The organism is Bradyrhizobium sp. 956_D2_N1_4 (genome assembly GCF_052076025.1).
Taxonomy (GTDB): Bacteria; Pseudomonadota; Alphaproteobacteria; order Rhizobiales; family Xanthobacteraceae; genus Bradyrhizobium; species Bradyrhizobium barranii.
This window is the reverse complement of sequence record NZ_CP197237.1, coordinates 8,253,928-8,279,685: the sequence shown is the minus strand read 5'-3', so window position 1 is coordinate 8,279,685 and position 25,758 is coordinate 8,253,928. Positions and strand designations below refer to the sequence as shown.

The window sequence follows — 25,758 nt, the reverse complement described above, 5'->3', positions numbered from 1 at the left end:
GTCAATCGGCCTGTAAATTTGACCCCTCATCGGCGTCCAATTTTGACCCCTTCGTGCGCCGCGGTTTGACGGTAGCGCTCGGCTCGTTGGAGCTGGCCGGGATAGCGGAGACGAGACGAGCGCGGGTGGCGTGATCGTCGTCGCGGCTTTTGAAGCGCCAGCTGTCATTGCCGGTCTCGACGATGTCACAGTGATGGGTCAACCGATCGAGCAGCGCGGTGGTCATTTTGGCGTCGCCGAACACGCTCGGCCATTCGCCGAAGGCGAGATTGGTGGTCACGATGACGGAGGCGCGCTCATAGAGCCGGCTGACGAGGTGGAAGAGAAGCTGGCCACCGGACTGGGCGAAGGGCAAATAGCCGAGTTCATCCAGCACAATGAAGTCCATCCGGGTCAGATGCTCGGCGAGCCGTCCTTGCCGTCCGTTGCGGGTCTCGGTCTCGAGGCGATTGACGAGGTCGACTACGTTGAAGAAGCGGCCGCGGGCACCGGATCGGATGCAGCTTCTGGCGATGGCAATGGCCAGGTGGGTTTTGCCTGTGCCGGTGCCGCCAACCAGCACGACGTTGCGTTGTTGGGCGATGAAGCCGCCGCCAGCAAGATCATTGACGAGTGTCTGATTGATCGGCGTGCCGTCGAACTGGAAGTCGGCGATGTCCTTGGCAAGCGGAAGCTTGGCAATGGTGAGCTGGTATTTGATCGACCTGGCTTGCTTCTCGTTGATCTCGGCGTTGAGCAGGTCGCCGACAATGCGCTGAGGTTCGTGCTGGCGCTTGACGGCAGTTGCCATGATCTCGTCGAAGGCAGCCTTCATGCCGTAGAGCTTGAGTTCGCCCATGAGGTCGAAGATTTGGGTTCGTTCCATCAGATGGTCCTCCGGAGGTTGTCGTAGCGGGCACAATCGGCGATCGGTGCATGACGGAGCGTCAGTGCGGCCGGCGTCATGATGTTGGCCGGTGGGGCGGGTTCACGTTGACGGGCCAGGATATTGAGAACGACATCGGCCGAATGGACGCTGTGACTGAGCGCTTCGGCACAGGCCGCTTCCACCGCGGGCAGACCGTCAGTCAGCACCGCGTTGAGGATGTCGACCATCTGCCGATTGCCGTCGTCGGTGCTGGCAAGCTTGCGCCGGATCCGCTCGATCGCGGCTGGCAGCACCCAGTCTTTGAAGGGAGCACCGTTGCGCAAGGCGCCGGGTTTGCGGGCGAGCACCGGCACATAATGCCAGGGGTCGTAGACGGTATCGCCGCGGCCAAAGGATCGCGGGTGCTCGGCAACGATGCGTCCATCCTGACGGATCACGATGCGATCGGCATAGGCTTGAACCTCGACCGGTCGTCCGACTGCGCTGGCTGCGACCGAGTACTTGTTGTTGTCGAAGCGCACCAGGCAGGTCTTCGAGACCGATGCCGTCACCGCATGGAAGCCGTCGAAGCGGCCGGCATAGGGAACGAGTTTGGGGCGTTCGGCTTCGAACACTTCCCAGATCGTCTGATCGACCAGCTCCGGATGGCGATGAACCTTGGCGTAGGCGATGCATTTGTCGAGCAGCCAGGCGTTTAACTCGTCGAGGTTTTTGAACCGCAGCCGCGGCGTGAAGAAGCGTTCCCTGACCAGCCCGACCTGGTTCTCGACCTGCCCCTTCTCCCAGCCCGACGCTGGCGTGCAGGCGACCGGATCGACCAGATAGTGGCTGCACATCTGCAGGAAGCGGCGATTGTAGAGACGCCCTTTACCGACGAAGATCGTCTCTACGGCGGTCTTCATGTTGTCGTAGATGCCGCGGGTGCAGGTGCCTTTGAACAGGGCGAACGCCCGGTCGTGGGCGTCGAACACCATCTCCTGCGTCTCCCGCGGATAGGCCCGCACGAACAGCATGCGGCTGTGACAGAGCCGGACATGGGCGGCCTTCACCATCACCGTGGTGCCGCTCAGCAAGACCACCTCGTGGCTCCAGTCGAACTGGTAGGCTTCGCCTGGGGCAAAGCTTAGCGGGACATAAGCAGCCGCGGTCGATTGCCCGCGTTCCTTGCTCCACCGCCTGGCGTAACGCCGCACCGCATCGTAGCCGCCGTCATAGCCACGGCTGCGCAGCTCTTCGAAGATCCGGATTAACGTCAGCTGTTCACGAGCCGGTTTGGCCGCGTTCGCCGCCAGCAGTCCGTCGAGCTCTACTGCCCATCGTCCCAGCTTTGGCCGCGGCTGCACTTGCCGCTCGTACTCGAAGGAGGTCTCTCCTGACCTCAGCACCTTCCGGACCGTGTTCCGCGACACCTTCAGGTCACGGGCAATCTCCTTGATCGTCTTGCCCTTGATGAAGTGCTCGCGCCGAATCCGCGCAATCGTCTCCACGATCAGCATCCTCGACCACCTGCTTCATTCCAAAGCAGGCAGCGCAACAGACCAACCTATAGGGGGTCAATTTTGGACGCCGATCCCCCGGCTTAGGGGGTCAATATTGCAGGCCGAATGACATCGTGACTTGCGAGCTGAACCGGCTTTGGCATTTGATGCTCCTGGACAGAGGTTTTTCGTTATCGACGAGCGCCGATGGTCGACGACGGTGCCACATGTGACTTGGCGACGTCGCACGTGAGGTAACCCGGTTGTCGCTGACGGACGGGGCAGCATGGGAGCGCGGCAAACTCAATTGAGCGCGCAATCGTCCTGCTGGAACGGCGCTCGTGGTCGCGGCTATTACCCGATCTGAACAAAAAGACTTGGCCATGCTTCTACGGCCGACCGCCCTCGCGTGCTGCGAAGGTTTCGATAGACATGCATCCGTCGTCGCGGAAGCCAATGCGCTTACTTGCGCACGGCTAGCATGCTGCATCCAAACGCTTGATCGTGGTCGGAATTACGCCCCCTCACTGAAGATCGAGCAGACCATTGCATGCCAAAACTCAACCAGAAGTTATCAATCCACACCCGCTCGCGAGATGGTAATCGAATCCTTGAGGCGAGGGCCTCAACCTTTACAGATTCGCAGATTGATAGTGCCGGCGCACGGGCGACGCCGCAGGCACGAAATTAGGGTCATGCATGTCGAATAGAATCGATGCGGCTTCCTCACCGCTTATGCGGCCGCGATCGAAAAGGCGCTTTGCGATGCTTTCGATCGCCGCTCGTCTCGGTGCGAGCAGCGACTTGGTTGCAGCAGCGGCTGCAGCAAGCTCGCGCGCGACCGCCCGACGCACCTCCGCAAACGACAGCAATTTCTCAGTGTCGCCGCGCTCTCCAAAATAGGTGATGTGGTCATCCCCGACGAGACCGAGCGAGCCCACCATTGATGCGGCTAGCGAGGTTGCGACCTCGAGGTCCGATCCCTTAGCACCTCCTGCCGCGTGAGACAGCGCGCCGAGCAGCAACTCTTCCCCAGTACGGCCTGCTAGTCCGACCTGGAGATACTTGCGGTAGTCCTCCAGAATTCCTGCAGACGGAACAGGAGACGCTCGCAACGTCATGCCCCCGCGGGATCCGACAGACACGGTGTTAGCGAATACCCCCGCTGACCCGAAGTGGAGCACCTGGGCGACTAGATGAGCAGCCTCGTGCACGCAGAACCTCCAGCGCTCCTCGTTCGAGAGATCGCGATTGGGCCTTAATGCTTCGCGAAGGTCGCCCATCGCGATCGGTCTATCGTCTTCTTGGCGAGCCAACCGGCGAGCGTCCTTGACGACGCGCTCCACGTCGGCACCTACCATCCCGACCATTGCCTCCGCGATGGACCAAAGATCCTCCTCCTGAAGGTCATTCCGAAGCCTCACTCGGAGCATGCGCTCCAGCTCTCTTGTGTCCGGTCGCCCAATACTGACAAGCGTCTCGAGGCGGCCGGCGCGAAGCAAAGCGGGTTCGCAACGGCGGATGTCGTTACTGGCGCCAACGACGATGACGCCATCGCGCCCCTTGATGCCATCAATCTCCGCAAGCAGTGCGTTGACGACTTCCACGACATAATCTCGAAAGCGATGAGTAACGCCGGCACGCTCGGGAAAGGAATCAATCTCGTCAATAAAAATGCACGATGGTGCGTTAGCGCGCGCCTCCTCGAAGTCCTGCCTCATGGCCCTCAGCAAGTGGCCTAGGTGAGCCTCGCCCGCACTCTGCCATTTCGCGAGAGATGCGGAGACCATATGTAAACCAGCCTCTTGGCAGAAGACTGAAGCGAATGTTGTCTTGCCGCAACCGGCCGGTCCGACAAGAGCGATGCCGGATGATAGTTGGGACCAAGGGATGCGCCCTTCCTTCCACGCTTTAATATCGGAGATGGCACTGTGTGCCCAAGCGCGCGCCTCGCCAAGTCCATGAAGATCCGCAAGGCTCAAATCGCGGCTGTCGCGCATCCGTTGCTTCTCAGTGGTCAAGCGCTCTAACTCAGCGACGCATTGAGCCGGCGTTCGATCTGGCCGTATTGCAATGACAAGATCCGCCGATTGAACCCGTTGAGCTAGATCAGGTGAGATGTAATCTCGGCAAACTCGACCGGTCACAATTCTGATTATGCGCGCGATAGTAGGAGCATCAAGCCCGGGAAGATCGACCCTAGCTGTGGCCGCTCTAGTCAAGATATCTGGGAGGCATCGTTTGGCAATCGGCGAAATAGCGATAAGGGGGCGCACCGAGCTAAGTGCCTCAAACGCAGCCTCCTCTTGGCTCTGCTTAAGGGATGCTTTTGGTATCTCGTCGATGATAAGATAACGGATGTTCATCGGCGGTCGAGATTTCCTCGCCTCGTAAGATTTTACGGGCCGTGCGCCATCGTCCAGCAAAATTTCTTGCCACGCATTCTTTACTTGACTGAGCATGACGCTGTCGGCGACGTCGATCAGGATCGTCGGCGCTCCTCCATGAATTTCTTCCAAAAGGTCACGACGAAGGTCGAAGGCACGCGCGAACAGCAACGATGCGGCCGCAAACACGGGTGATACAGGGCTCGAGACCGGGGAGCGATTTCCCCGCGACTGCGCAGATCCGATGCTGGTATTGAAACTTTCGAGGCGTTCCGTCACCTCTCTCAAAGAGCGCCAGGTACCCGTTCGCGGGCGGCTGTCCCTCGGATCCCTATCTATTGTCTCTGCTTCGATAACGCTGGCTGCGGCGCACCTTTGCAGCGACCGCCGATATCGCGCGGAGGCCCGCCAGAGGCGTCGGTAGGTCGTAGCTTCGAGACCTCCCATAAGTGAGGCGAGTTTCATGACGTCCTCCGGACAGCCTTCATCATCAGAAAAGGCCGCGCCTCACCTGCAAAAGACTTACGGGATCTTAAGTGATGCGCCGCCCACGACGCCGAGAGTACTGCTCGCTGACGGTGCGGGAGTGGGGACCGCCTCAAGGCCGCGGAGAGAACGCTGGCCGCAGCCGCGTTATCGAACGCACAGGCGAGCAGAATGGTCATGACCACATCCTCGAGCGGACACAGCTCCGCGGATGGCCACAAATGCAGCGCCATTCCGATCGCCGCCGCGGCGTCGCCATTGATCGCCGCTCGCCATTCTGGCGATGCAGACGAGAGCTTGCGGATCCGACTGTTAATCTCAGCGCGACTACGAGCATTGAACGATGTGGCCGGCACGGTTCGCCAATAAGAAAGCACCCGGTCCTTCGTTCGGCTTTTGTCGCCAGACGACTTTTGCTGCAAAGTTTTGTGTCGCATCGGCAATACCTCATCGTTCGCACCTTTCGGGTGCGCTATGGGCTGACTGGTGGTGAGAGATTTTGCTGCCCGGCAATTATGCCGGGCCGTGCCATGGCTCGCCGGGCCACGCCCCGCCTTGCGCCGGGTGGCAAGCCACCTGGCGGGTCAATTGTTTAGGCCACTTCTTCAACCAGGAACCTTCCGAATTCTGGTCTGTAGTCACCCAATCCGTACGGCCCTGCGATTCTGAAATACTCGACGACCTCGGTGCGATTTATCATCGAGGAAAGATAGGTTGCCCGAACCTGTGCGCTCCATTCGGGAAAACAAGGACGAGTGCGAGGCGTAAGCGCGTCGTGGACACGCACCATCTCGCGATGCCGAAATCTCGTGTCCGCCCATAGCTCGGAGACAGAAGTTGGACCGTCATAGCTCAAGATGGCGGGCCCGTCCGGCCGAAAGCTAGCCTTCGCGATCGGCCCCTTTCTGCGTTGTTTCGCGCCATCTACGAAGACGCGTTTTAGTGTATGGGGCGGAAGACATGGCTTACCCTTGAATAGCCAGAGAGCGCCATGCCATTCAAGCTCCGCAATTCTTTCGTGATCTGCGTCCGTCTTGGCCTTTTTGGACGTGATCGCGGAGATTGCCTTCACGGTCGGATGCAGCGGGTCAGCTAGTATGCTGCTGTGCATTAGCATCGGTCCAACGCCGACAAGGCGCAACGTTATACGATCTACGCTCATTTCGGTCCTGGCGTTGATGGGTCAAAAAGTGGAGCTGATTCAGGCTTGAGATAGTCTTGTGCTTCAGGTGGAGAGAGTTTGGCGTAGCGACGCCCACGCAACATCGATGTTACGCCCTTATGGCAATCTCGGCACAGAGCAGTGAGGTCGCCGTCCTCCTCGCAGCCGATGCGGCTGTAGGTTCGATGATGTGCCTCCAATACGTGGCCGCTAGTCGAAGAGTTCGGACAAAGCCGACATTGGAAGCCAGATGCCTCCAACTCGCGTAGGCGAACTAGATTTTGGCGCCACGAGCTGCTCCTGATGTATTTCGCATAGTCCATCTGGACAGCTCCTTGCGAGGCTTGAGCGCACGGATGGCTTCAAATCCAAGTTGGACTGAAATCAAGCCACTCGTCCGAGAGTTCGCTGGTCGCCTCGTCGATCTCAGAGCGTCTCAAAAGCATAGCCGATAGGAACAGCTTCGCTTCGTCCTGGCCTTCCAATGCCAGGCAAAGCACCGCTGTCATTGCGAGGTCCAGTGACAACAGCGACTGTCTCTTCGAGGCACGCATTGCGACGTTGAGCGCGATGGCAAGATTACCGGCAGCGCCAAGGTGCCAATGAGGTTCGCCGATGACCGCCGACTTGGAAAGCACGTAACGTGCAATGTGGATGTCGACCTCCTTGAAGCGCTCGGGCCGACGAGTTCGCCACCAGCTCAATGGGTGGGGAAAAACGATCTCCACCGGGGCGCTTTTGCGCACTCTTTCCAGCGTTCTCGCGCCCTGGGCCGATTGGCCGGCACTTGAGCGCGATGTCCTAGGATTCGCCGAGTCCTTGCAGTGCATCGACAAAACTCCGTCTATATGATATCTCATATGCGGGTAGGCGAGCGGAAGCTTCGCCGGTGAGCGATTGAGATCGGGGGTTGCTACGATTGGAGGAAACGCACGTCTACAGTGCGCGGCCACACACGAGAAGGCGTGCTTAGGCCGCGTTTATTGCGCTATCAGACTTCAGTGAAAAATGGTCTTCCTATCGCCTCGCGACTAGAATCCCATTCAAGGATTCAATGTGCGCTGGGAGGACAGTCCGCTAGCGAGGCGTGCCCGGAAGCTTATTGTCCTGATCGAGAGGCGTATGAAAGTTGATTAGAACGTACCATGTGATGGCCTAGATGTCTCGCCCTGAGCCAACTGATGGTTAACGAGATCCTCTCTCCTGCGCAGGCAAGGGCTGCGCGTGCGTGGCTAAACTGGACCAAGCAGGAATTGGCTGAGCGGGCCGAGGTCTCGAAGAAGACGATCACGAGATTTGAGCAGGAGCTCTCGCTTCCCTATCCGGCCACGCTAAAGAAAGTTCGTGCGGCCTTTGAGTGCGCAGGCATCATCTTCCAGTTCGACGGCGTGGTCGCCAAGGGCCTTCGGTTGCTGTGAACTCGCCTATTTGGAAGGCCGCGACAATTCGAACAAGTCAATAAATCGAACGCCAAAGCAATCTGCGATGACTTCAAGGGTCTCAAGGGTCGGATTGGACCGCGCATTTTCGATCAAACTGACCGCCATTTGTTCGACACCTAACTTGGCCGCTAGCTCATCCTGGGTCCAACCCTTGTCTTTTCGCAATCTCAAGACATTCCGCGCGAGCGCTTTCGCAATCTGCGAGTCGCGCGCGGGAAACCGCTCATCGAATCCTGACCGAACCATAGGCGGACGGTCCGGAACCTGCGATCGTCAGTCCATATGATAAGTCATATTTTTGATTAGCTAGCTTCGACTGCTTTCCAAACTGGCCGTAAGTGAGATGCCGTCGTCGCGCTTTTTGTTGATCAGATTCAATAAATGGGCCGCTGCCCTCGCGTCGGAAAGTGCTCGATGGTGATTCTCGAGCTCGATCCCGTAGATCGCGCATAGTTTCCCGAGCCCGTACGATTTATGTCCGGGAAATCGACGACGCATTCCGACACAAGTGCACAGCTTCGGAAAGCGGAAGCGCCGTTCGAGCCGCTCGTACTCGTACGACAGGAAGCCGTAGTCGAAGTTTACGTTGTGAGCGACGAAGACCCCATCGCCCATGAATGCCGTAAAGCTGTCTGCGATCTCGTGGAATACGGGCGCATCGCGAACCATCTGATTGGTAATGCCGGTCAGTTGGACGATCTTCGCGGGGATAGGCCGCTGCGGATTGACAAGCGAATGCCACTCGTCGACGACCTGATGGTTACGGACCTTGACCGCTCCGATCTCGGTGATGCGATCACCGGTTGACCAGGCTCCCGTGGTCTCGATGTCGACGACCACATAATCCTGCTCCAGATCAAACCGGTAATCCACACGGCCGATCTCGGCCGGGATCCCGGCGATCTCTAGCTGGCGCAGACGGGTCAGCTGATTTCTTCGGACGGCATCGCCTTCCGCCTTCACCTCGACAAAGGCGACCTTACCGTCGCGCACTTGCATCAGATCGGGGAAGCCGTCCCGCATGCCGCGGAAATCTTCGCACATGGCCCGGATGATCTCGGCAAGGCCTCCCGCAGTGGCGCCTTCGAGCAAGGCTCGAAGCGCGTCCATCTGCACGTGATCCCAAGCGAAGATACCGTTTAATTGCCCCCACTTGGCCGCGACCGTGCGCAAGATAATCACCAGCGCTTTGCCGGATCTGACTTCCGCCAACTTGTCGTCGATCTGCGTGGCGAACCGCCGATGGAACGTCCGGTCCCGAAGGCAATGAGGGACCCAGTCGAAACCGCTGTGAAGCTGACCGGATTCGAAGAGCTCATCCCAGAACAGCAGCCCGAACAGCGTGTGCCACAGCGTGTTCTCGGCGAAGTAGACCTGCCCGCCCTGGCGCCGCAGTATGCCGGCGACGCCCGCCTCGGGATTCCCGCGATGTAGGTCGTCGACGACGATCGTCCGTCCCGATCGCAGCAACTCGGTGCACAGACCCGTCCTCCGGCCGCCAAACTTGCGCGCGTAGAAATCCGTCGCGAAGAGGTGCTCGTCGTCGCTTTCGGGATCGTCGATCATGTCCCGCAGCAGGCTCTCAGCCGTCTCCTTGTCGCCGTTCGCGTAGAGCAACCGGACGAGGCGCTCGCGGCAATCGCCCGAGCCGCCGAAACGATAGAGCCTTTCGGCCAGATCCTTGTCGCCTTGCTTCTCGAAGAACTGGCCGACCTGGCACGCGGCGCGGGCCGCAAGGTCGGCGGCGTATTCGGTTGTCCGCGGGAGTCCGTCCAGGATCGCCGCAGCCGCCGCTTGGTAGATGTCGGCGGAGCAGACCTCGATACGGTCCAGCACCCGACTGTAGTGAAAGCACGCATACGCTTCGTCGGCGTCGGCAAAGCGCGCGCTGAACGCCGTCTCCCTGTTCGTACGCAGGACGCCGAGATCGCGCAGAGCGAAGTTCTTGAGGTCGTCGGCCGTCTTCCCGAAATAGAGATACAGCAGGAATTCGATCGGCCGCGTGTTGTCGAGCGCTATGAAACCGCCGGCGCCGCAATGCCTCGCGGCAAGATCGAACGGGATCGCGGCGACGAAGAAGTCGGCCAGCACCGGCTTCGACCACGAAGTACGGATGTCACGGCCGAACCCCGCAGCGCGGGCGCCGTCGAGAAGTGCGGTCTTCGGCAAGCAAAGGACGAAAGCGGAGTAGTCCTCGGCGCGCAGCCCGCGCGCCTGGCCACAGTCGATCAAGTCACGCGCCGCAGCTTCGAGGTCGGTGATCTCGGGATACTTGAAGAGTGCGCGATTGAAGATCGCCCCTCGCCGGTTGACCATTCGGATGAGCAGACACTGCGCGTCCTTCGAAAGGCCGCGAAAGCGCGAGGTGAACGAGCGGTGCTCGTCGGTGAGGATCTCGCCATACGTCCTCTCGACGAAGTCGAGCATTTCGACGAAATGGTCGAGATAATAGTAGACCGGCAACGTGGTAGGCTTCATTTGACGCGCGCCGGGTTCCCAACTGTTTGGGTCAACGAATCTGTCCTCAACGACCAGCCAAATACGGTTATCGTTCCTTTTTTGTTCTGATAGCTCTATTTGTCAAGGCGGAGCGAAGGACGGACCCGTAGAGATGGACGCACCGGCCCAAGGCCGCCCCGACGCCGGTGCAGCTACGGGCATAGTTCGTCCCCTACAAGTTTGTCCCCTTTACCGGGCAAAGTAGGTCCCCCAGTCAGAAAACGAAAAACCCCCGCTGGAAACGGCGGGGGTTTTTGTACCGCGCGGTTTCAGCCCGCCCTGACGAGGTGCTACCTGAATTCGTACGAAGACACCGGCAACACGGCGCGTCGAAGCAGGTCTCCGCTTTCCGTCAGGATGGAATGTTGTAGGCCTGTTTCCGAGAGTTGAGCCACTCGCTTTGCCGGCAGAAATCGTTTCATCTCGCTCAGGAAGGCGTTCGCGGTCGCCTCGCTGGAGAGCTCAGCCAGCCGTTTCTCCGCCTTCGCTTCCATATCCGAAGTGCCGTAGTCGGCGAATTTCTTCTGAACGATCTCGCGATCGACCTTCGCATCGAGCTTGTTCTGTAAAAACCAGACGTCCCAGACGTCGCGGAATTTGAGCACCTCCCGGGCGGTAAGGGCGACGGCCTTGTCGGCAAGGATCTCGTTTGGCGTTTCCGCGGTCAGGATCACGTCCTGGACTTGAACGAGGCCGGGTGTCGCGCGCACCGGCATCGGCTTGGTTTCATAGGCGGGTACGTTCGCGAATTCGATCTTGATGCGGGATTTCGGCGCGCGGGGCGTTGCTTCGATCGGGACGATGATTTGCCAAGCGGCCACGGTGATCGGGGTCTGCTTGACGAGATCCGGATGCGGCGGCTTCTTCAGCGAGATCCGGTCGGCAGCGATGCCGAAGTCGCGATTGAGCGTCTTCTTGGTCGTTTGCAGAGCCGCTTCGATGAGCTCCTTGAATTCGACATCGGTGAAATAGGAGCCAGCTTTTCCGCAGACGAAGTCGAGGTCCTCGCTGTAGCGATCTCCGCCGTAGCAGAGACGCAACGCAGTACCGTCCTGGAAGACAGCATGTCGCAGGATGCCTGCGTCGGACATGGCAGACAGGAGATGGAGGTGGATCGCCTCTTTGACGAGGTTCTGATCCATCTCGCCGGCGATGCCTTGCCGCCGACTGAATTCCTCGATCTGACTCTTAAGGCTGGAAACTTTGTTGCTCATGGGTTTCTTCCTCGGCAACTGCGTCGGCAAGCGTTTCGGGGTCGATGAGATCGACGTTTCTGCCGACGCGGCGCAGATCGCGCACGGCCCGGGCGACGGTTGCCTCAAGCGTGCCGTCGTCCCGCCGGTAGACGTCTTTTTCGAGATTGATGTCGCGATCGGTGTGGGTGAACTCGATAATGCCCCATGGCGTCTCGAAGGTGCCGGGGGATCCCGTGGTCATGCAGGTGAGCGCAGTGGTGATTTGCGAAATCGCGCCCGCTTCCGACAACTTGCTTTCCAGGCTGACGTAGCTGATCTCCCGCGGACGCAGGAAGCGGATAAGACCACGGCGGATGTCAGCCGGAAGGGAGCGAGCCTGGGGATTGATGTAAACGCCCCGGGCGGCTCTGATCAGGACGCCCTGATCGGTGAGCCGCTTCATCATCAGCTTGAGGTAGTTGGGTTCTACTTGATCCACCAGCGCGCCGAAGGTCGCAGGCGTGAAGGCCCAGATCGACTTGCGATCCGCCTCGAGCAGCTTTTTCGATAGGTCGGCCCTTTTCATAAGTCGTATTCTAGTTATCAAAATTGATAACTTCAATGGCAGATGATGGATTTTCCGGGTGCCGGCGTATGCAGCGATTAGGGGGCTAACTTTGCCCGGCCAACCAGGTTGGCGTGCCAGAGCGCCAAATCTCGGACTAACGATTTCAACGGGTTGTTAGGGCCGTAGGGGACGAACTATGCCCGGTGCCGCACTGCATTGTGGCGTCGGCCAAAGTTGGCCACCCAGCACATCACCGTGTCCACTCTGATCTGACTACCGCGCGGCCGCAGCTGTGCGGCTGCGTGCGGCACCGGGGGGATAATATGTCCCTTAATAAAATGCCCCCTACTCGGCGGACCGGGGTCAACCGCTGGCCCGGTTCGCGGTGGGCGGCGAGCCGGTGGTCTCGCGCCAATCAACGACCCATCGGAGAGCCGGGGTTCTGGCGGATATCATCGCCGGCATCTGGCGGTACGTCCGGCGCCTTGGCGAGAACAGCCGATGCGGCATGTGCCCGTACCCGCCGCACCCTTTCCGGCGTCATGTTGCTCCAGCCCTTGAGATGATATTTCGTCACCGCTTCGCGCCACGTGACGAAAAGCGACGAATCCGTCACCGCCAGGTCGGGAGAGGCATCCTGCGTTGCGAGGCGCGCGACCTCTTCGAGCAAATCCCAATCACGGGCGACCGCCACTTCGGCCATCCGTCCCTTCAGAAGGACATCAAGTGCCTCGACGTAAAGGGCGCGGGTCGTTCGCATCATTTCGGACTCCGTTCCGAGCCGACTAACTCCGCCAGAACTACATTTTCGGAGGCCGTCTCGCGCTGAATCGGATCCGGTAGAGCACCAATCGCGCGGCGAATGTCGTCGGCCGTCAAAGCACGCTCTCTCATCCACCAAGCCGCATCTTCCACGTCGCGCGGCATGCCTCTTGCCAGCTTGGCCGCAACCAACAGACTTGGATCTGGCATCACGACACGAAGATTGCCGAATTCTCCGACCGATTCCACCTCGAACCCGGGCGGAAGATTGACGATGCCCTTCCGAACAACCTGCACGTAGATCTCTTCAGGATCCAGATGCTCTCCGCGCGGGTCGAACAGTACGCCAGCCTGCTCGCATGCTCTCCGGAAGGTGCTCTCGTCATAGCTCGATTCCTGGCGCCAGACATCGATGTAAGGAGCCTGGCGCTCAGGCTGTCCCGACGCTATCCCTGGCGAACTTCCGATGACACAGATCGTCGTCGGTTTGGCGAGGGTGTCTCCCAGGGCTTCGAAAATCTCCATTAACCGTTTTCTGTCGAAGCCCATCTTTCCTGCCCCCAGCCAATTCGATACTCGCCCAAGCATTTGGCAGCGGCCATATATATGGGAACTTGTTGGGCTTTTTCAAATATCTGCAGGGTAACCCTCCGGTGGGGCACATGTCCCTGCTGCTGGATCTCGAAGAGGTTCGGGCGCTGGTTCGCGGGCCCGACCTTAGCGGACTCACCGGGCTGCAGATCAAGGACAGGCTGTCCACGACGGCCAAGGTCGCGTCAGCCCTCATGAGGCACGGCCACCTGAGGACGATCACTGTGATCAGCCCGATCAACCGCTGCCCGACCGTGGTCGTGCCCGCCGGAGAGGTCGAGCGCTTCGCTCGGGAATACGTCTCCCTGTTCGCGATCTCCAAACAGCGCGGGCGGCATTTCATGGTGGTCAAGAAGAAGCTTGCGGAGGCCGCGGTGGAGCCGGTGTTCAACCCCAAGAAGATCGGGGCGACGTTCTATCGGAGGGCTGACGTCGAGGACGAAATTGGGGCCTAATTTGAGGATCGTGAACTTCATCAAAGGGGACTCACGCATTTGCACGGGTTCGGTTCGGAATGACTGTCAGAACCCAGAGACGCTGCTGCTGGAGCCGCCTCGGGGTGACAACCAAATGGCTATTGTGATTTTCCGCAAGATAATATAATCTTTTCTTGTCTAAAGTCACATGGTCCATTCCATGCCTCAGAGCCGCGAAGCGCCTTCAAATTCCTCCGCCGAAATCCTTGCTGGCTTGCTAAGCGGCAATCGACTGCGCGTGCGGTCCGACATTGTCGCTGCCGGCGTGCATCCGCAAACCCTAGCCAGAGCCGTCGAGGCCGGATCGGCAGTCCTCTATGCCCGCGGTATCTACATGGCTCCAAATGCCGATTTGCCCGAAGGCGCTGGCTTCGCGGCGACAACCCTCCTCAATCCTGGTGGCGTCGTCTGCTTGAGCTCGGCCGCTCTGTATCACCGTCTTTCGGACGAAAATCCCGACGCCATCTTCTACGCCGTTGGGAATAAAACCATGAAGGTGGTCGGCGCGGCGCGCGATCCCGTCAGACTGGTGCACTGGAGTGAAGCCGCCCGCAGCATCGGCGTCGATACTGTAGAGATCGCGGGCGTGCCCGTGAGGATCACAAGCCCAGCCCGCACCGTCGTCGACATGCTGCGCTACCGTACCAAGCTCGGCGACGAGCCGGCTATGAAAACGCTCAAGGACTACTCCGCCTCCGGCGGCGATCTGAATTTGGTACTCGAAATCGCCCGCGAACTGGGATGGACGAAGTCCGTTGAGTCCGCGGTGCGTGCTGCCGAAGAAATTCAACCTCTCATCCCGAGGCCGATGCGATGAACAAGGATGCTCTCGCCGACAGCACGCGCCAGCGTATCCTCAACGAATCCCGGAAACTCGGGATCTCTCACGAACTGCTGACGCGCCGCTACGTGTTCGAACGCTTCCTGGCCCGGCTGGCGCATTCCGCATTGCGTGATCGGCTGGTGCTGAAGGGGGCCATGGCACTCGTGGCAGTGACGAGAAGCTTCGGACGCGCCACTCGAGACATGGATATGCTCGGACTCGACAAACTGACGGCAGCCCAAGCCTTGGATGTTATCCGCACCATCGCTACAACGGAGCCGGGCGACGCAGATGCGATCTCGTTCGACCCGATGTCGTTCTCCGTTGTCGAGATCAATCAGGCCCACGAGGAGCCGGGGCATCAGATATCGGGCGTCGCCAAAATTGGTTCGATGCAGATTCCGCTTAAGATAGAGATCGTGCACGGCAACGTGGTGTCGCCAGCGCCAATGAAGATGCGTTATCCGACAGTTCTCGACGGGACGACTGCTCCGGAGATCCTTTGCTATACGCCGGAAACTATGCTGGCCGAGAAATTCGAGGCCATCGTATCGCTTGGCACCGGCACCTCGCGCTTCAAGGACTTCTACGACGTCCGCGAACTATCACGAAAGGTTCCGTTCATAGGCACGGCTGTAGCCGAAGCCTTCAGGGCTACGTTCAGCCAGCGCGGCACCGAACTGCCGACCGTCGTGCCCGAGTCCTTCCTATTTGCGTTCGCACAGACCGGAGAGACCGGCTGGAAAAACTTCCTCAGAAAGTTGGCGACCACCGACGCGCAGTCCTTCGCTGATATGGTTGCCGAGATTGAGCCGTTCGTAATGAAGGTCTCCGCGATGGCGCGAGGAGACGAGAGCGAGGTCGATTGGACGCCAGGACGAGGCTGGTCGTCTCATTCGTGTTCGCTCTAGCCAGGCAGCAGGGTCGGCATTTCATGGCGGTCAAGAAAGAGCTTCAGCACGCCGGCGCGTGGAGCCGTGGCTGGCCGCACGGGAATAGTTCGTCCCCTACAAGTACGTCCCCTAATCGGGGCAAAGTAGGCCCTCTACTCGGCCTAGTCGTTCGCCATTCCCGGCATGACTATCTGGTGCCCGTAGAGCAGGTCTTTGAGCGTGCTGGCTCGCCAGACCTGTTCCAGCATGGCAGCGAGGGCGCTCTCGTCGGCATAGATGGTGATCGTCTCTGCGAAATTGTCCGGGACCGCCCAGCCCCGCCGCGCCATGCGCGAGCTCAATTCCTCAGCCACCTTGGCTTTCTCTCCGTCGCTGGCTGTGGTCGGGGCTGGGGTCTTGCTCGCCTCGGCGACGATCGACGGACGCGACTGGTACAGTCCAGGAAACCAGCGCTCGAAGACGGTCGACGGGAAGCCAAGACGGACAGGGCCCTTCGGCGTATCGGACACTAGGAGGCCTTTCGCGACCAACTCGCCGAGTACCGTGCGCGCCTGCCTGTCCTGGTAACCTGTCAATTCGACAGCGCGTGCGCGCGGAAACTCTCCGACCAGGATAGCTTCCCGCAGGAGTCGCCATGAACCCTTGGGAAGACGCTTGGCTCGAACCTCCTCGTCCGCCCAGACCTCGACGCGGTTCATAAGCTCGGAGGGATTCAGCAGAGACCTCATAAAGTCGATCTGATCGATGCAGACCTCAAGGAAGAACCGGCAGAATTCGGCAAGGCCAGCTTCGGTCAAGGTGCCGCGCCCGTCCAGATCTCCGCGACGAGGCTCGTCCGCGGCCTGCAGCAGTTCCTTGTAGCGGCCGACGTTGCGCGCCAGGCCGCGCGATACGGACCACAACTCCGAGCCAATGCCGAGTTCTTTCAGGAGCGCATGCGACAGGAGGCGCGTGACGCGGCCGTTCCCATCCATGAAGGGATGTATCCAGGCCAGACGGTGATGACCGGCCCCAACCGCCAGAATCCGCTGCGTTTTGCTGAGCATCGGCGAAGAATAGGCCTGCACGAAACGAGCAAGAAGCGCTGGCAGCGCAGCTGGCCCCGGCGCGAGGTGCTCGCCGACCTTTACGTGTCGCGTTCTGAGTTCGCCAGGCGTCATGCGGATCGTCACCTTCGTGACGGGGTCCTCGATTGTTAGCAGACTGTCAGGAAGACGGCTGCAGAACTCCCGGTGGATCCAGCAGATGCCCTCGACCGACAAAGCCGGAGACGGCATCTCTCCGCGATCGATGATCCCCTGCACTTCGATGTGAGCTTTAGCCTCGAGCTGAAGGTCCCGCTTCTTCGGCTCCTTCGAGTAGTCGTTCTTCATCGCTCGCTCGATATCGGCGAGATGGATATCGTGACCTTCGATGAGGTTGGAGTAGTAGCAGTTCACCGCCCTGACGAAGTCGCCGACGGAAGCTTTAAGCGACGCGTTGAGGCCTCCGCTGAAGGAGCTGGACTTCTCGACCAGAGCGAGTACCTGATCACTGAGGCCGGGATCAAGGTCCGGAAGCATCGGTTCCATGTGGACGATACTGTTCATTTTGCCGATCTTTTCTGCCTTCGCGATTCAGCTATAGCAGCATAATATTGCATCATTTTCAGGTATGTCGGAGAGGTTTTTCACCCCGATTTTTGCCGATCTCCTTGCCGATTCCGAACGAGAGAACGAACCTTGATGGCGGATCGGAGCGTCGGACGCTCCCCTCTCCACGTTCGGAACTTGGATTCCGCCCCTGGGGACTCAGTGGCAGACAGGGCGGTCTTGTAAAAATATCATCGCTGGTCTATGTATATCCCATTTGGATATACACTAGGAAGCAGCATGACGACCTCGACGGTGTTCATCAGTAATCGCAGCCAAGCCGTCCGCCTGCCCAAGGCAGTCGCCTTTCCAGAGAATGTGCATCAGGTTGACATTCTGAAGATTGGCCGCAGCCGCGTGATCGTGCCTCAAGGCAAACGATGGGATGATCTGTTTCAGCACGGACCGCGCGTCAGCGGGGATTTCATGGTTGAGCGTGGACAGCCGGCAGCCGAGAAGCGCGAGCCGCTCTGATGCTCACCTATATGCTCGACACGAACATCTGCATCTACGTCATAAAGAACTATCCACTGGAACTACGCGAAAAGTTCAATGCACTGGCCGAACAACTCTGCATCTCAAGCATCACGCTTGGCGAATTGCATTATGGCGCAGAGAAATCCGCACGCCGCGCCGACAATCTAACGGCTATCGAGCATTTCGTGGCGCGTCTTGACGTGCTGCCATTTGCGGACAAGGCGGCCGCGCATTACGGTCAGGTCCGGGCAGAACTCGAGCGTGTGGGAACGCCCTGTGGTCCTCATGACATGCAGATCGGTGGACATGCCCGCAGCGAAGGATTGATCATCGTCACTAACAACATGCGCGAGTTTACTCGTATGCCGGGGGTTAGAGTCGAGAACTGGGTCTGATTGAGGACAGGAAGGCCAGAAGTACCTGCGCAACGCACGGCTTCCACGTCGCACCCAGATGCATCAGCCTTAGAGGATGCACTTTGCTCGATGTCGGCGTGTCTCTGCGCGCGTCGGTAGAATCTCGACTTAGCGATTCCAGCAGAGGTTGGAGAGCTGCTAGGGGACAAACTATGCCCGGCGCGTCAGCGGCGACGAGTGCGGCCACGGGGAAAACGTGTCCCCTGATAAAGTGTCCCTAGGCGGGTAGCTGCCCGTTTATCCGGCGCCACGGCGCCGGGGGCATCAGATAAATGCTTCGCGGCGGGCTTCGGCTTCGCCGCGAAAGTGCGAAGCCGAACGAATCGTGAATTAGCCCGAATGCAAGACGATCTTGCTATCGGCGGGCGGCATGAGTTTCCCAAAAATGGAAATACCCCCTTCCATTTTTTGGAAATCGACGGTAGTATCCTTTTCATGCTGGTGATCGGCACGGACATTGTTGAGCGCTATTTTGCCGAGCGCTCTGGTCATCGGGGCATCGATGCGGCGCGCGCTCAATACAGGGCATGGCTGGCGATTGCGGAGGCTTCGGACTGGCGGACGCCGCATCAGGTGAAGCGATCGCATCCCAAGGCGAGCATCCTGAAAGGCGGACGTGTGGTATTCAACATCAAGGCCAATGACTACCGCCTGATCGCCATGGTTCAATATCGTGATGGCGTGTTGATGATCCGCTTTTTCGGCAGTCATGAAGACTATGACAAGGTGGACGCGGAGACGGTGTGATGAAGGCAACATTGATAATTATCCAGAACCAGGCCGATCATGAGGCGGCCAAGGCGCTTGTCGGCAAGCTGGTGCAATCTAACGAGGCTGCCGATCGAGCGCGCATGGTAGCTCAGGCTCGCCTTATCGAGGCGTATGAACGCGCGCGCTGGCCGCGCAAAGCGCCGCCGTTGCCCGATTTGCTGACCTATCTGGTGGAGCAACATGGTTTGACGCGCGCTGATCTTGTGCCGCTTTTGGGCACTGCGAGTCGCGTCAGTGAGGTCATGTCCGGCAAGCGCGAATTGAGCATGACGATGGTGAAGCGTCTGCGCGAACGCTTCCATATTCCGGCGGATTTGCTGATTTCCGCGAGCGGAAGTGTTGCGGCTTAGGCCAATCGGGACCATGACTTGCGATAGAGTGCGTACTTTGCCCGGCATCTATCCGCATCCATCGGTCCGCGATTGGCTCGACGCCCAGGCGGCCGAAACGGCGCCGAAAGTGTCGCCTGACTGGACGTGCCGCGGCGCGGCCTATCCGACTTCAAGATCGTGGATGATCGGTTTCAGTCCGTCGAGCGTGATTTCGAGGGTCGCAAGCGTGATCGGTAGCTTGAAGCGTCGGCGCCCTGCACTTCCTGCGTTCACATAAAGCAAGCCGTCTACGGTGTTGATCTTCGGCACATGGGAGTGGCCGGAAACAATGACATCGATGCCCTCAGCTACGGGATCGACCTGCAGGGTGTTGAGGTCGTGCAGAACGTAGAACTGCCGTCCGGCGAGCCGTACGAACTCAGTCTCGGCAAATTCGGTAGCCCACTCGCCAGTATCCACGTTTCCTCTGATTGCCGTGACGGGGGCAACTCTCCGCAGCGCGGTGATGATCTCGGAATCGCAGATGTCGCCGCCGTGAATGATGTGGTCGACATGGGCCAGCATGCGAAGAGCCTCCGGCCTGAGCAGGCCGTGCGTATCCGAGATAATGCCGATGGTGAAGGTCATCGAAGCGTCCGGTTGAAGCACTTTATCGCGCGTTGGGCCGCAGCTTCCTGACGCACCGCGGCGCCCCGGACATCAACCGCCTAAGCCGACTTCCGCCGCTGGCCCGTCACGGGTTTCTTCGCCGCTGCTTCCTTCGCCGGCTTCTTGCCTTGGATCGGCATCAACATCTCTTTCTGGCCCGCCGCAGCCTTGCGCGGCTTCTTGGCGGGCTTTGCTGCCTTCGCCGGCGCAGCCTCCCGACCGACGCTCTGCCGCAGCGCCTCCATCAGATCGACCACGTTTTCGCCTTTGGGCCGCTCCTTCGGGCGGATGGTCTTGCCTGCGCGCTTCTGGTTGATCAGGTCGACCAGCGCGGTCTCGTAGTGATCCTCGAACTTCTCGGGGTCGAACGTGCCCGTCTTCTGGTTGACGATGTGCCTTGCGAGGTCGAGCATGTCCTTGGTGACTTTGACGTCCTGGATCTCGTCGAAGTACTCCTGCTCGGAGCGGACCTCGTAGGGGTAGCGCAGCAGCGTACCGACCAGGCCTTTGTGCATCGGCTCGAGCGCAATGATGTGCTCGCGGTTGGTGAGAACCACGCGGCCGATCGCCACCTTGTCCATCTCCCGGATGGTCTCCCTGATCACCGCGAAGGCGTCGTGACCGACCTTGCCGTCGGGACGCAGGTAGTACGGACGGATCAGATAGCGTGGGTCGATGTCTGCCTTGTCGACGAATTCGTCGATCTCGATGGTCCGCGTCGACTCCAGCGCCAGCTCCTCGAGCTCCTCCTTGGTGACCTCGATGTACTGTCCTTTGTCGAGTTCGTAGCCCTTGACTATGTCCTCGTTCGCGACCTCGTCACCTGTATCGGCATCGACCTTCACGTACTTGATCCGGTGACCTGTCGCTCGATTGAGCTGATTGAACGAGATCTTTTCGGATTCCGATGTCGCCGGGTAGAGAGCCACCGGACAGGTGACGAGCGACAGACGCAAGAAGCCTTTCCAGTTGGCTCTCGGGGCCATGTTACGCAGAACTCCAGTTCGGGACGGCTCGGATTCAAGACGAACGGGAGAGCATGGTTCCGACAGCATGGACGGGCCCACAAGAGGATATTTTTCACACCGGCTATCGACTCCTTTGTTCTTGTTATGTTCTATTGAGGCATGACGGACCGGCCCGCCAGTTGGCGCATGCCGAACCTGAAGGAGATGGATAAGATGGCCGCTCTCGTCGGCAGGAACATGCCTCCGAAGGCCGGATTGGCTCCGGAAGCTAATCTGCCGCCGGAATACTGGCAGGCGCTTCTGGACGACCCTCGCGCAGAGAGCAGGTCGGGCCCCTCCGGAGGGGCGCTGCGACCGAGCCAAATTCCTCAGCATATTCTGAGGGTGGGCTGCCGGCGCTGCGGCAGGACGGTCGAAATCCAGAAGGTCGACGCCACCCGCCTGTACGGTCCGGACGCAATCTGGAGGGACGTCGGCCAGCGCCTGCTGGACAACACGTGCACGCAGCGGACCGGTCGCCATGAGGAAGACGGCTGCTGGCCGTCCTACGACATGCCGTAGCCGGCGGGATCAGCTTTGGCCCCCAAACGCCACCCCACGCCCCGATCCGGAGGCGATCGCAGGGCGCTCGCCAAGGAGCTCGGCCGCTCACGCGCGATGACAACGATTCTCGCGGGGCAGGCCGCCGAAACCCGCACCAAAGGCAAAGCTCTCATCCGTCAGGCCGACCAGTTGCTCTGCGAATCCTGGAATGGGCGAATGTGGGCGGATGGCGGGCCGATCGACCCCTCGCCGGCCGTCGACCAGGCCGTCAACGGCGGCTACGCCTGGTTTGAGATCGAGTGCTCGCGGTGCAAGACCAAGCGCGACGTCGATCTGGCGGCGCTGCGCCATCCGCCGACTACCTTCGTCCACGACCTGGCCAGCCGCCTCCGCTGCAGCAAATGTAGCTTCTGCAACGGGCATCGCGCTCCCGCCAAACCACTTCGGAGCCTTGAGCATGTGCAATCCTAACCAAGCCTGGGTCGATCAGACAGATGGCACGCAAGTTTCTGCGATGGCGACAAAAGTAGAAAAGGCCCCCTTTCGGGAGCCCTTTCAGAATAAGTTAGTTTAGACTCAGGTCGAGGCCTTGCGGCAAATATCCCCGAAGCGATAACTCTCCCGGAGTGAAGGTGGCTGTTATGGGGAACGCCCGGCCACTTGTCAAGGTTTCATGCGGCGCGGTATTCTTAGTAAATGGCTGATACTTCACACGAATTCTTAATCAATTTTTTTGTGAACTATCTTCCATTCACACCAACGCCAGGGCAAGTGGACGATTTCAAGCGGGATTTATCGCTAGTTAGCCCCTACCTGATGGAAGCCTCCCTCGTCGAAGTCAAGAATGGAACTCTTGGGAAACAACTCTCTCGGGGGAAGGATTGGCGACCGGCGATCTTCCAAGTTTACAACCGAAAGGTCGCGGAGCACGCCCAGTTGTTTCCGATCTTTCATTCGTTCGAGACCGCCTTCCGCTCAACCGTCGCGGTCAAACTTGAAGAGTATTATGGCGATAAAACCTGGTGGAGCCAGATCAACGAAAAAATCCGTGCTCGCCAAGATCCCCGTGATGTGAGGACCATTGGCTCTCAGACGATCAGTCGCGACACCGCGAATGCAATCGCCCAATTGATCCGTTCGATAGATGGGGCAGAGCTAACAAGAGACATTGTCAACGACTGCGAAAATGGCTTCCAATTCCTGGAATGTTGCGAACTGGCCCAAGTCTCCCGATTGATCGAAGAACACTGGGCGCTGTTCGCGCCCATCTTCAACAGGAATAAGAATCGCCTCTCGGTTTCGCACTTCAAGAGAAAATTCAAAACCGTCCGCGAAGCCCGTAACGACATCTACCATCATAAGTCGGTCGCGCGGATGACCGGCGTCGTTTATCACGCTGAAGATCTCCTTGATTACCTAGGTTTTTCGCTTCGATTTGTATTCGACAAAATTCTAGATGCGGTTCCCCAAGAACCGCGCTTTCTCATGAAGATCGAGAAGAAGCATCGAACTTGGTAGCCTATTGGACGCACGCTTGGATCGGGTGGATTCTCTTTCTGGAGGGGCCGCAGCCGTCCACGACCTCGTGATCCGACGTCGCAAATGCAGCAAGCCGTCCGCGACTGATGTCGCGTCTCCCGCCAAGCCGCTCCGGACACCCAACGATGTGCAATCTGTACTCCATCACCACCAACCAAGCTGCCATTAGCGCGCTGTTCCGCGTAGTCAACCGATACGTCGGTAACCTCGCGCCAATGCCCGGCGTGTTTCCGGACTACAGGGCGCCGATCGTCCGGACTGGTCCCAACGGCCGCGAACTCGTCACCGCGAGGTGGGGCATGCCGTCGTCGGCGCAGGCGCTGCTGATAGCGACCAAGAAGCGAGCCGAGAAGCTCGAAGCCAAGGGCAAGGCAGTGGACTTCAAGGAGCTGCTCCGGATGGAGCCGGACACCGGCACCACGAACATTCGTCGACTGGACAGCAGCCACTGGAAGCGGTGGCATGGCACAGAGCATCGCTGCATCGTGCCCTTTACATCATTCAGCGAGTTCAACAAGGCCGCCGGCGGCGACATCTGGTTCGCCCTTGACGAGACCCGCCCCCTCGCCTGCTTGGCTGGCCTCTGGACGAACTGGACATCGGTCCGGAAGGTGAAAGAAGGCGAGACCACGAACGACCTGTTTGCCTTCCTCACCACCGATGCGAATGCCGAGGTCGGCCAGATTCATCCCATGGCGATGCCCGTTATCCTGACGACATCCGCCGAGGTGGACGTGTGGCTGAGTGCGCCTTGGGAAGAAGCCAAATCGCTACAGCGTCCGCTGCCCGACGGGGCGCTCAAGATCGTAGCGCGAGGCGTCAAGAAGGATGAGGCCGAACCAGCGATCTGAGCGAGAGGCCTGAGTCCGCCGGCTAGGAAGGCGCTACATGACGTCTCGTCCGCGTGCTAACCGTCGTCCATGCCCCACGCAGACGAAGCGTCCCAGGACGTTGCCGCGCTCGCAGCCATGGCGGAGGCGTTGGGCCGGTCGCCCGACTATCGCGTCCTTCGACGGCTTGTCCCACGGCTTCCGATCGCTCCGTCTGCCGGTCAGGACGCCAAGACCGCCATCCTGTTGGACACCGAGACGACAGGCCTCGATCATCGCAAGGACGAGATCATCGAACTCGGAATGGTGAAATTCGACTATCTGCCAGACGGCAGGATCACCTGCGTCAAAGACACATTCTCCGCCTTCAACGAACCGTCCGCACCGATCCCTCCCGAAATTACCGCGCTTACCGGCATCACTGCCGACATGGTGGCTGGGCATAAGATAGACGAGGCAGCCGTCACCACCTTCGTTGACGACGCCGTGATCGTCGTCGCCCACAATTCTGGGTTCGATCGCAAATTCGCCGAACGTTACTGGCCTATCTTCGAGCGCAAGGCATGGGGGTGTTCCGCCACCGAGGTCGATTGGCGAAAGCACGGTTTCGAAGGTTCGCGCCTCGGCTACCTTTTGAACGGCGCCGGCTTCTTCCACCAGGCTCACAGGGCCGTCGATGACTGCCATGCGCTGCTCGAGATACTCGCACTAGAGCTATCGACGACTGGGGCGCCGGCGCTCGCTTCGCTGCTCGAGCAGGCGCGGAAAAAGACCATGCGGATATGGGCTGATCAATCGCCGTTCGATCTTAAAGACGTTTTGAAGCGCCGCGGCTACCGCTGGTCCGACGGGAGCGACGGTCGGCCCCGGTCCTGGTACGTCGACGTAGATGAGAGTGCGGTGGCCGACGAGATCGCATTCCTCAAGAACGAGATCTATCTCCGCGAAGTCGAACCCCGCCTTCAGGCGTTGACCGCCTTCACCAGATTTTCCGAGCGAGCCTGACGCGTCACTCTCGGGAGGAAGACTACGCTGGCAACCGCGGCTCTAGCGGCCGAGGCGCTTTTCGACCTTCTTGCGCCAGCTGCCTGCGCGAAGTCAGTCGAAGCTGACGGACGTCGATGTCAATCGGCCTGTAAATTTGACCCCTCATCGGCGTCCAATTTTGACCCCTTCGTGCGCCGCGGTTTGACGGTAGCGCTCGGCTCGTTGGAGCTGGCCGGGATAGCGGAGACGAGACGAGCGCGGGTGGCGTGATCGTCGTCGCGGCTTTTGAAGCGCCAGCTGTCATTGCCGGTCTCGACGATGTCACAGTGATGGGTCAACCGATCGAGCAGCGCGGTGGTCATTTTGGCGTCGCCGAACACGCTCGGCCATTCGCCGAAGGCGAGATTGGTGGTCACGATGACGGAGGCGCGCTCATAGAGCCGGCTGACGAGGTGGAAGAGAAGCTGGCCACCGGACTGGGCGAAGGGCAAATAGCCGAGTTCATCCAGCACAATGAAGTCCATCCGGGTCAGATGCTCGGCGAGCCGTCCTTGCCGTCCGTTGCGGGTCTCGGTCTCGAGGCGATTGACGAGGTCGACTACGTTGAAGAAGCGGCCGCGGGCACCGGATCGGATGCAGCTTCTGGCGATGGCAATGGCCAGGTGGGTTTTGCCTGTGCCGGTGCCGCCAACCAGCACGACGTTGCGTTGTTGGGCGATGAAGCCGCCGCCAGCAAGATCATTGACGAGTGTCTGATTGATCGGCGTGCCGTCGAACTGGAAGTCGGCGATGTCCTTGGCAAGCGGAAGCTTGGCAATGGTGAGCTGGTATTTGATCGACCTGGCTTGCTTCTCGTTGATCTCGGCGTTGAGCAGGTCGCCGACAATGCGCTGAGGTTCGTGCTGGCGCTTGACGGCAGTTGCCATGATCTCGTCGAAGGCAGCCTTCATGCCGTAGAGCTTGAGTTCGCCCATGAGGTCGAAGATTTGGGTTCGTTCCATCAGAT

General features: G+C 59.6%; 26 protein-coding genes and 1 pseudogene. 13 read left to right on the top strand and 14 right to left on the bottom strand.

All coding sequences use genetic code 11. The annotated features are described in order from the left end of the window. Position 1: 1 nt before the first annotated feature. The 4 genes and pseudogenes from istB (AB7535_RS38970) to AB7535_RS38955 all read right to left on the bottom strand — a co-directional run bounded on the left by istB (AB7535_RS38970) (position 2) and on the right by AB7535_RS38955 (position 7,211). The gene (gene istB / locus AB7535_RS38970; RefSeq protein ID WP_039183785.1) at positions 2-865 is read right to left on the bottom strand and encodes an IS21-like element helper ATPase IstB; all 864 of its coding nucleotides are present in this window, start codon (positions 863-865) and stop codon (positions 2-4) included. Positions 866-873: 8 nt separating this feature from the next. After that, positions 874-2,364, bottom strand: a pseudogene (istA, locus tag AB7535_RS38965) (IS21 family transposase); the annotation flags it as partial. 614 nt (positions 2,365-2,978) lie between these two features. After that, positions 2,979-4,922 carry an AAA family ATPase gene (locus AB7535_RS38960; protein WP_439037585.1) on the bottom strand — a complete coding sequence of 648 codons (1,944 nt, stop codon included), beginning with the start codon at positions 4,920-4,922 and terminating at the stop codon, positions 2,979-2,981. A 1,821-nt stretch (positions 4,923-6,743) separates the two neighbouring features. Next, positions 6,744-7,211: a hypothetical protein gene (locus AB7535_RS38955; protein ID WP_354126015.1), complete on the bottom strand. Its 468-nt coding sequence runs from the start codon at positions 7,209-7,211 to the stop codon at positions 6,744-6,746. A gap of 351 nt (positions 7,212-7,562) precedes the next feature. Here AB7535_RS38955 and AB7535_RS38950 point away from each other — a divergent pair, with 351 nt between their 5' ends. Next, entirely contained in the window at positions 7,563-7,799 is a 237-nt protein-coding gene (locus tag AB7535_RS38950) for a helix-turn-helix domain-containing protein (RefSeq protein ID WP_354126016.1), read from the top strand. A gap of 6 nt (positions 7,800-7,805) precedes the next feature. Here AB7535_RS38950 and AB7535_RS38945 read toward each other — a convergent pair whose 3' ends face one another. The 6 genes from AB7535_RS38945 to AB7535_RS38920 form a co-directional block, all read right to left on the bottom strand. Continuing rightward, the gene (locus AB7535_RS38945; RefSeq protein ID WP_354126017.1) at positions 7,806-8,069 is read right to left on the bottom strand and encodes a helix-turn-helix transcriptional regulator; all 264 of its coding nucleotides are present in this window, start codon (positions 8,067-8,069) and stop codon (positions 7,806-7,808) included. A 60-nt stretch (positions 8,070-8,129) separates the two neighbouring features. After that, the gene (locus tag AB7535_RS38940) at positions 8,130-10,301 is read right to left on the bottom strand and encodes an exonuclease domain-containing protein (RefSeq protein ID WP_354126018.1); all 2,172 of its coding nucleotides are present in this window, start codon (positions 10,299-10,301) and stop codon (positions 8,130-8,132) included. A 311-nt stretch (positions 10,302-10,612) separates the two neighbouring features. Further along, positions 10,613-11,566 (bottom strand): nucleotidyl transferase AbiEii/AbiGii toxin family protein, encoded by a 954-nt coding sequence (locus AB7535_RS38935; RefSeq protein WP_439037584.1) that lies wholly within the window; start codon positions 11,564-11,566, stop codon positions 10,613-10,615. Continuing rightward, positions 11,511-12,083, bottom strand: coding sequence for a type IV toxin-antitoxin system AbiEi family antitoxin (gene abiEi / locus AB7535_RS38930; RefSeq protein WP_439037583.1), 573 nt, complete (start codon positions 12,081-12,083; stop codon positions 11,511-11,513). Before abiEi ends, AB7535_RS38935 begins: the two co-directional genes overlap by 56 nt. Before the next feature lie 397 nt (positions 12,084-12,480). Beyond that, positions 12,481-12,828: a hypothetical protein gene (locus AB7535_RS38925; RefSeq protein WP_439037582.1), complete on the bottom strand. Its 348-nt coding sequence runs from the start codon at positions 12,826-12,828 to the stop codon at positions 12,481-12,483. Further along, positions 12,825-13,352: a hypothetical protein gene (locus tag AB7535_RS38920; RefSeq protein ID WP_439037581.1), complete on the bottom strand. Its 528-nt coding sequence runs from the start codon at positions 13,350-13,352 to the stop codon at positions 12,825-12,827. Before AB7535_RS38920 ends, AB7535_RS38925 begins: the two co-directional genes overlap by 4 nt. Before the next feature lie 137 nt (positions 13,353-13,489). Between AB7535_RS38920 and AB7535_RS38915 the strand changes: the two genes are divergently transcribed. The 3 genes from AB7535_RS38915 (at position 13,490) to AB7535_RS38905 (ending at position 15,628) form a co-directional block, all read left to right on the top strand. Beyond that, on the top strand, positions 13,490-13,873 hold the full coding sequence (locus tag AB7535_RS38915; RefSeq protein ID WP_354126023.1) for a hypothetical protein: 384 nt from the start codon (positions 13,490-13,492) through the stop codon (positions 13,871-13,873). Positions 13,874-14,054: 181 nt separating this feature from the next. Further along, on the top strand, positions 14,055-14,711 hold the full coding sequence (locus AB7535_RS38910; RefSeq protein ID WP_354126024.1) for a type IV toxin-antitoxin system AbiEi family antitoxin domain-containing protein: 657 nt from the start codon (positions 14,055-14,057) through the stop codon (positions 14,709-14,711). Then, on the top strand, positions 14,708-15,628 hold the full coding sequence (locus tag AB7535_RS38905) for a nucleotidyl transferase AbiEii/AbiGii toxin family protein (RefSeq protein WP_354126025.1): 921 nt from the start codon (positions 14,708-14,710) through the stop codon (positions 15,626-15,628). The genes AB7535_RS38910 and AB7535_RS38905 overlap by 4 nt, the downstream gene beginning before the upstream one ends. Positions 15,629-15,771: 143 nt before the next feature. Here the strand turns inward: AB7535_RS38905 and AB7535_RS38900 are convergent, their stop codons facing one another. Next, complete coding sequence (locus tag AB7535_RS38900; protein WP_439037580.1) at positions 15,772-17,199, bottom strand: Fic family protein; 1,428 nt, start codon at positions 17,197-17,199, stop codon at positions 15,772-15,774. Between the two features lie 282 nt (positions 17,200-17,481). Between AB7535_RS38900 and vapB the strand changes: the two genes are divergently transcribed. The 4 genes from vapB to AB7535_RS38880 all read left to right on the top strand — a co-directional run bounded on the left by vapB (position 17,482) and on the right by AB7535_RS38880 (position 19,255). Beyond that, positions 17,482-17,715, top strand: coding sequence for a type II toxin-antitoxin system VapB family antitoxin (gene vapB / locus AB7535_RS38895; RefSeq protein ID WP_439037579.1), 234 nt, complete (start codon positions 17,482-17,484; stop codon positions 17,713-17,715). Continuing rightward, entirely contained in the window at positions 17,715-18,113 is a 399-nt protein-coding gene (vapC, locus tag AB7535_RS38890; RefSeq protein WP_275198039.1) for a type II toxin-antitoxin system tRNA(fMet)-specific endonuclease VapC, read from the top strand. Before vapB ends, vapC begins: the two co-directional genes overlap by 1 nt. 360 nt (positions 18,114-18,473) lie before the next feature. Then, positions 18,474-18,881: a type II toxin-antitoxin system HigB family toxin gene (locus AB7535_RS38885; protein ID WP_439037578.1), complete on the top strand. Its 408-nt coding sequence runs from the start codon at positions 18,474-18,476 to the stop codon at positions 18,879-18,881. Next, positions 18,881-19,255 carry a helix-turn-helix domain-containing protein gene (locus AB7535_RS38880; protein WP_439037577.1) on the top strand — a complete coding sequence of 125 codons (375 nt, stop codon included), beginning with the start codon at positions 18,881-18,883 and terminating at the stop codon, positions 19,253-19,255. Before AB7535_RS38885 ends, AB7535_RS38880 begins: the two co-directional genes overlap by 1 nt. Before the next feature lie 141 nt (positions 19,256-19,396). On the opposite strand, the gene AB7535_RS38875 is transcribed toward AB7535_RS38880, so the two are convergent. Together AB7535_RS38875 and AB7535_RS38870 are read right to left on the bottom strand one after the other, a co-directional pair. Further along, complete coding sequence (locus tag AB7535_RS38875; RefSeq protein WP_354126028.1) at positions 19,397-19,864, bottom strand: metallophosphoesterase family protein; 468 nt, start codon at positions 19,862-19,864, stop codon at positions 19,397-19,399. A gap of 80 nt (positions 19,865-19,944) precedes the next feature. Beyond that, positions 19,945-20,871 (bottom strand): non-homologous end joining protein Ku, encoded by a 927-nt coding sequence (locus AB7535_RS38870; RefSeq protein WP_439037576.1) that lies wholly within the window; start codon positions 20,869-20,871, stop codon positions 19,945-19,947. A gap of 168 nt (positions 20,872-21,039) precedes the next feature. Between AB7535_RS38870 and AB7535_RS38865 the strand changes: the two genes are divergently transcribed. The 5 genes from AB7535_RS38865 to AB7535_RS38845 all read left to right on the top strand — a co-directional run bounded on the left by AB7535_RS38865 (position 21,040) and on the right by AB7535_RS38845 (position 24,770). Beyond that, positions 21,040-21,414 (top strand): hypothetical protein, encoded by a 375-nt coding sequence (locus tag AB7535_RS38865; RefSeq protein ID WP_439037575.1) that lies wholly within the window; start codon positions 21,040-21,042, stop codon positions 21,412-21,414. A 15-nt stretch (positions 21,415-21,429) separates the two neighbouring features. After that, positions 21,430-21,867, top strand: a complete 438-nt coding sequence (locus AB7535_RS38860) for a hypothetical protein (protein ID WP_439037574.1) — start codon at positions 21,430-21,432, stop codon at positions 21,865-21,867. A gap of 225 nt (positions 21,868-22,092) precedes the next feature. Beyond that, the gene (locus AB7535_RS38855; RefSeq protein ID WP_439037573.1) at positions 22,093-22,914 is read left to right on the top strand and encodes a hypothetical protein; all 822 of its coding nucleotides are present in this window, start codon (positions 22,093-22,095) and stop codon (positions 22,912-22,914) included. 146 nt (positions 22,915-23,060) lie between these two features. Beyond that, entirely contained in the window at positions 23,061-23,786 is a 726-nt protein-coding gene (locus tag AB7535_RS38850; protein ID WP_439037572.1) for an SOS response-associated peptidase, read from the top strand. A gap of 69 nt (positions 23,787-23,855) precedes the next feature. Continuing rightward, a complete protein-coding gene (locus tag AB7535_RS38845) occupies positions 23,856-24,770 on the top strand; it encodes a 3'-5' exonuclease (protein WP_439037571.1) in 915 nt (304 codons plus the stop codon). A gap of 119 nt (positions 24,771-24,889) precedes the next feature. On the opposite strand, the gene istB (AB7535_RS38840) is transcribed toward AB7535_RS38845, so the two are convergent. Continuing rightward, positions 24,890-25,753, bottom strand: coding sequence for an IS21-like element helper ATPase IstB (gene istB, locus AB7535_RS38840; RefSeq protein ID WP_039183785.1), 864 nt, complete (start codon positions 25,751-25,753; stop codon positions 24,890-24,892). Positions 25,754-25,758: the final 5 nt, after the last annotated feature.

Coding starts and splice junctions, on each gene's coding strand:
- AB7535_RS38875 (WP_354126028.1), bottom strand. CDS start 19,864: ATGACCTTCACCATCGGCATTATCTCGGATACGCACGGCCTGCTCAGG.
- istB (WP_039183785.1), bottom strand. CDS start 25,753: ATGGAACGAACCCAAATCTTCGACCTCATGGGCGAACTCAAGCTCTAC.
- AB7535_RS38915 (WP_354126023.1), top strand. CDS start 13,490: ATGTCCCTGCTGCTGGATCTCGAAGAGGTTCGGGCGCTGGTTCGCGGG.
- AB7535_RS38900 (WP_439037580.1), bottom strand. CDS start 17,199: ATGAACAGTATCGTCCACATGGAACCGATGCTTCCGGACCTTGATCCC.
- AB7535_RS38925 (WP_439037582.1), bottom strand. CDS start 12,828: ATGATGCGAACGACCCGCGCCCTTTACGTCGAGGCACTTGATGTCCTT.
- AB7535_RS38905 (WP_354126025.1), top strand. CDS start 14,708: ATGAACAAGGATGCTCTCGCCGACAGCACGCGCCAGCGTATCCTCAAC.
- vapC (WP_275198039.1), top strand. CDS start 17,715: ATGCTCACCTATATGCTCGACACGAACATCTGCATCTACGTCATAAAG.
- vapB (WP_439037579.1), top strand. CDS start 17,482: ATGACGACCTCGACGGTGTTCATCAGTAATCGCAGCCAAGCCGTCCGC.
- AB7535_RS38850 (WP_439037572.1), top strand. CDS start 23,061: ATGTGCAATCTGTACTCCATCACCACCAACCAAGCTGCCATTAGCGCG.
- AB7535_RS38880 (WP_439037577.1), top strand. CDS start 18,881: ATGAAGGCAACATTGATAATTATCCAGAACCAGGCCGATCATGAGGCG.
- AB7535_RS38845 (WP_439037571.1), top strand. CDS start 23,856: ATGCCCCACGCAGACGAAGCGTCCCAGGACGTTGCCGCGCTCGCAGCC.
- AB7535_RS38950 (WP_354126016.1), top strand. CDS start 7,563: ATGGTTAACGAGATCCTCTCTCCTGCGCAGGCAAGGGCTGCGCGTGCG.
- abiEi (WP_439037583.1), bottom strand. CDS start 12,083: ATGAAAAGGGCCGACCTATCGAAAAAGCTGCTCGAGGCGGATCGCAAG.
- AB7535_RS38920 (WP_439037581.1), bottom strand. CDS start 13,352: ATGGAGATTTTCGAAGCCCTGGGAGACACCCTCGCCAAACCGACGACG.
- AB7535_RS38870 (WP_439037576.1), bottom strand. CDS start 20,871: ATGGCCCCGAGAGCCAACTGGAAAGGCTTCTTGCGTCTGTCGCTCGTC.
- AB7535_RS38940 (WP_354126018.1), bottom strand. CDS start 10,301: ATGAAGCCTACCACGTTGCCGGTCTACTATTATCTCGACCATTTCGTC.
- AB7535_RS38945 (WP_354126017.1), bottom strand. CDS start 8,069: ATGGTTCGGTCAGGATTCGATGAGCGGTTTCCCGCGCGCGACTCGCAG.
- AB7535_RS38955 (WP_354126015.1), bottom strand. CDS start 7,211: ATGCACTGCAAGGACTCGGCGAATCCTAGGACATCGCGCTCAAGTGCC.
- AB7535_RS38865 (WP_439037575.1), top strand. CDS start 21,040: ATGCCGAACCTGAAGGAGATGGATAAGATGGCCGCTCTCGTCGGCAGG.
- AB7535_RS38885 (WP_439037578.1), top strand. CDS start 18,474: ATGCAAGACGATCTTGCTATCGGCGGGCGGCATGAGTTTCCCAAAAAT.
- AB7535_RS38910 (WP_354126024.1), top strand. CDS start 14,055: ATGCCTCAGAGCCGCGAAGCGCCTTCAAATTCCTCCGCCGAAATCCTT.
- istB (WP_039183785.1), bottom strand. CDS start 865: ATGGAACGAACCCAAATCTTCGACCTCATGGGCGAACTCAAGCTCTAC.
- AB7535_RS38855 (WP_439037573.1), top strand. CDS start 22,093: ATGGCTGATACTTCACACGAATTCTTAATCAATTTTTTTGTGAACTAT.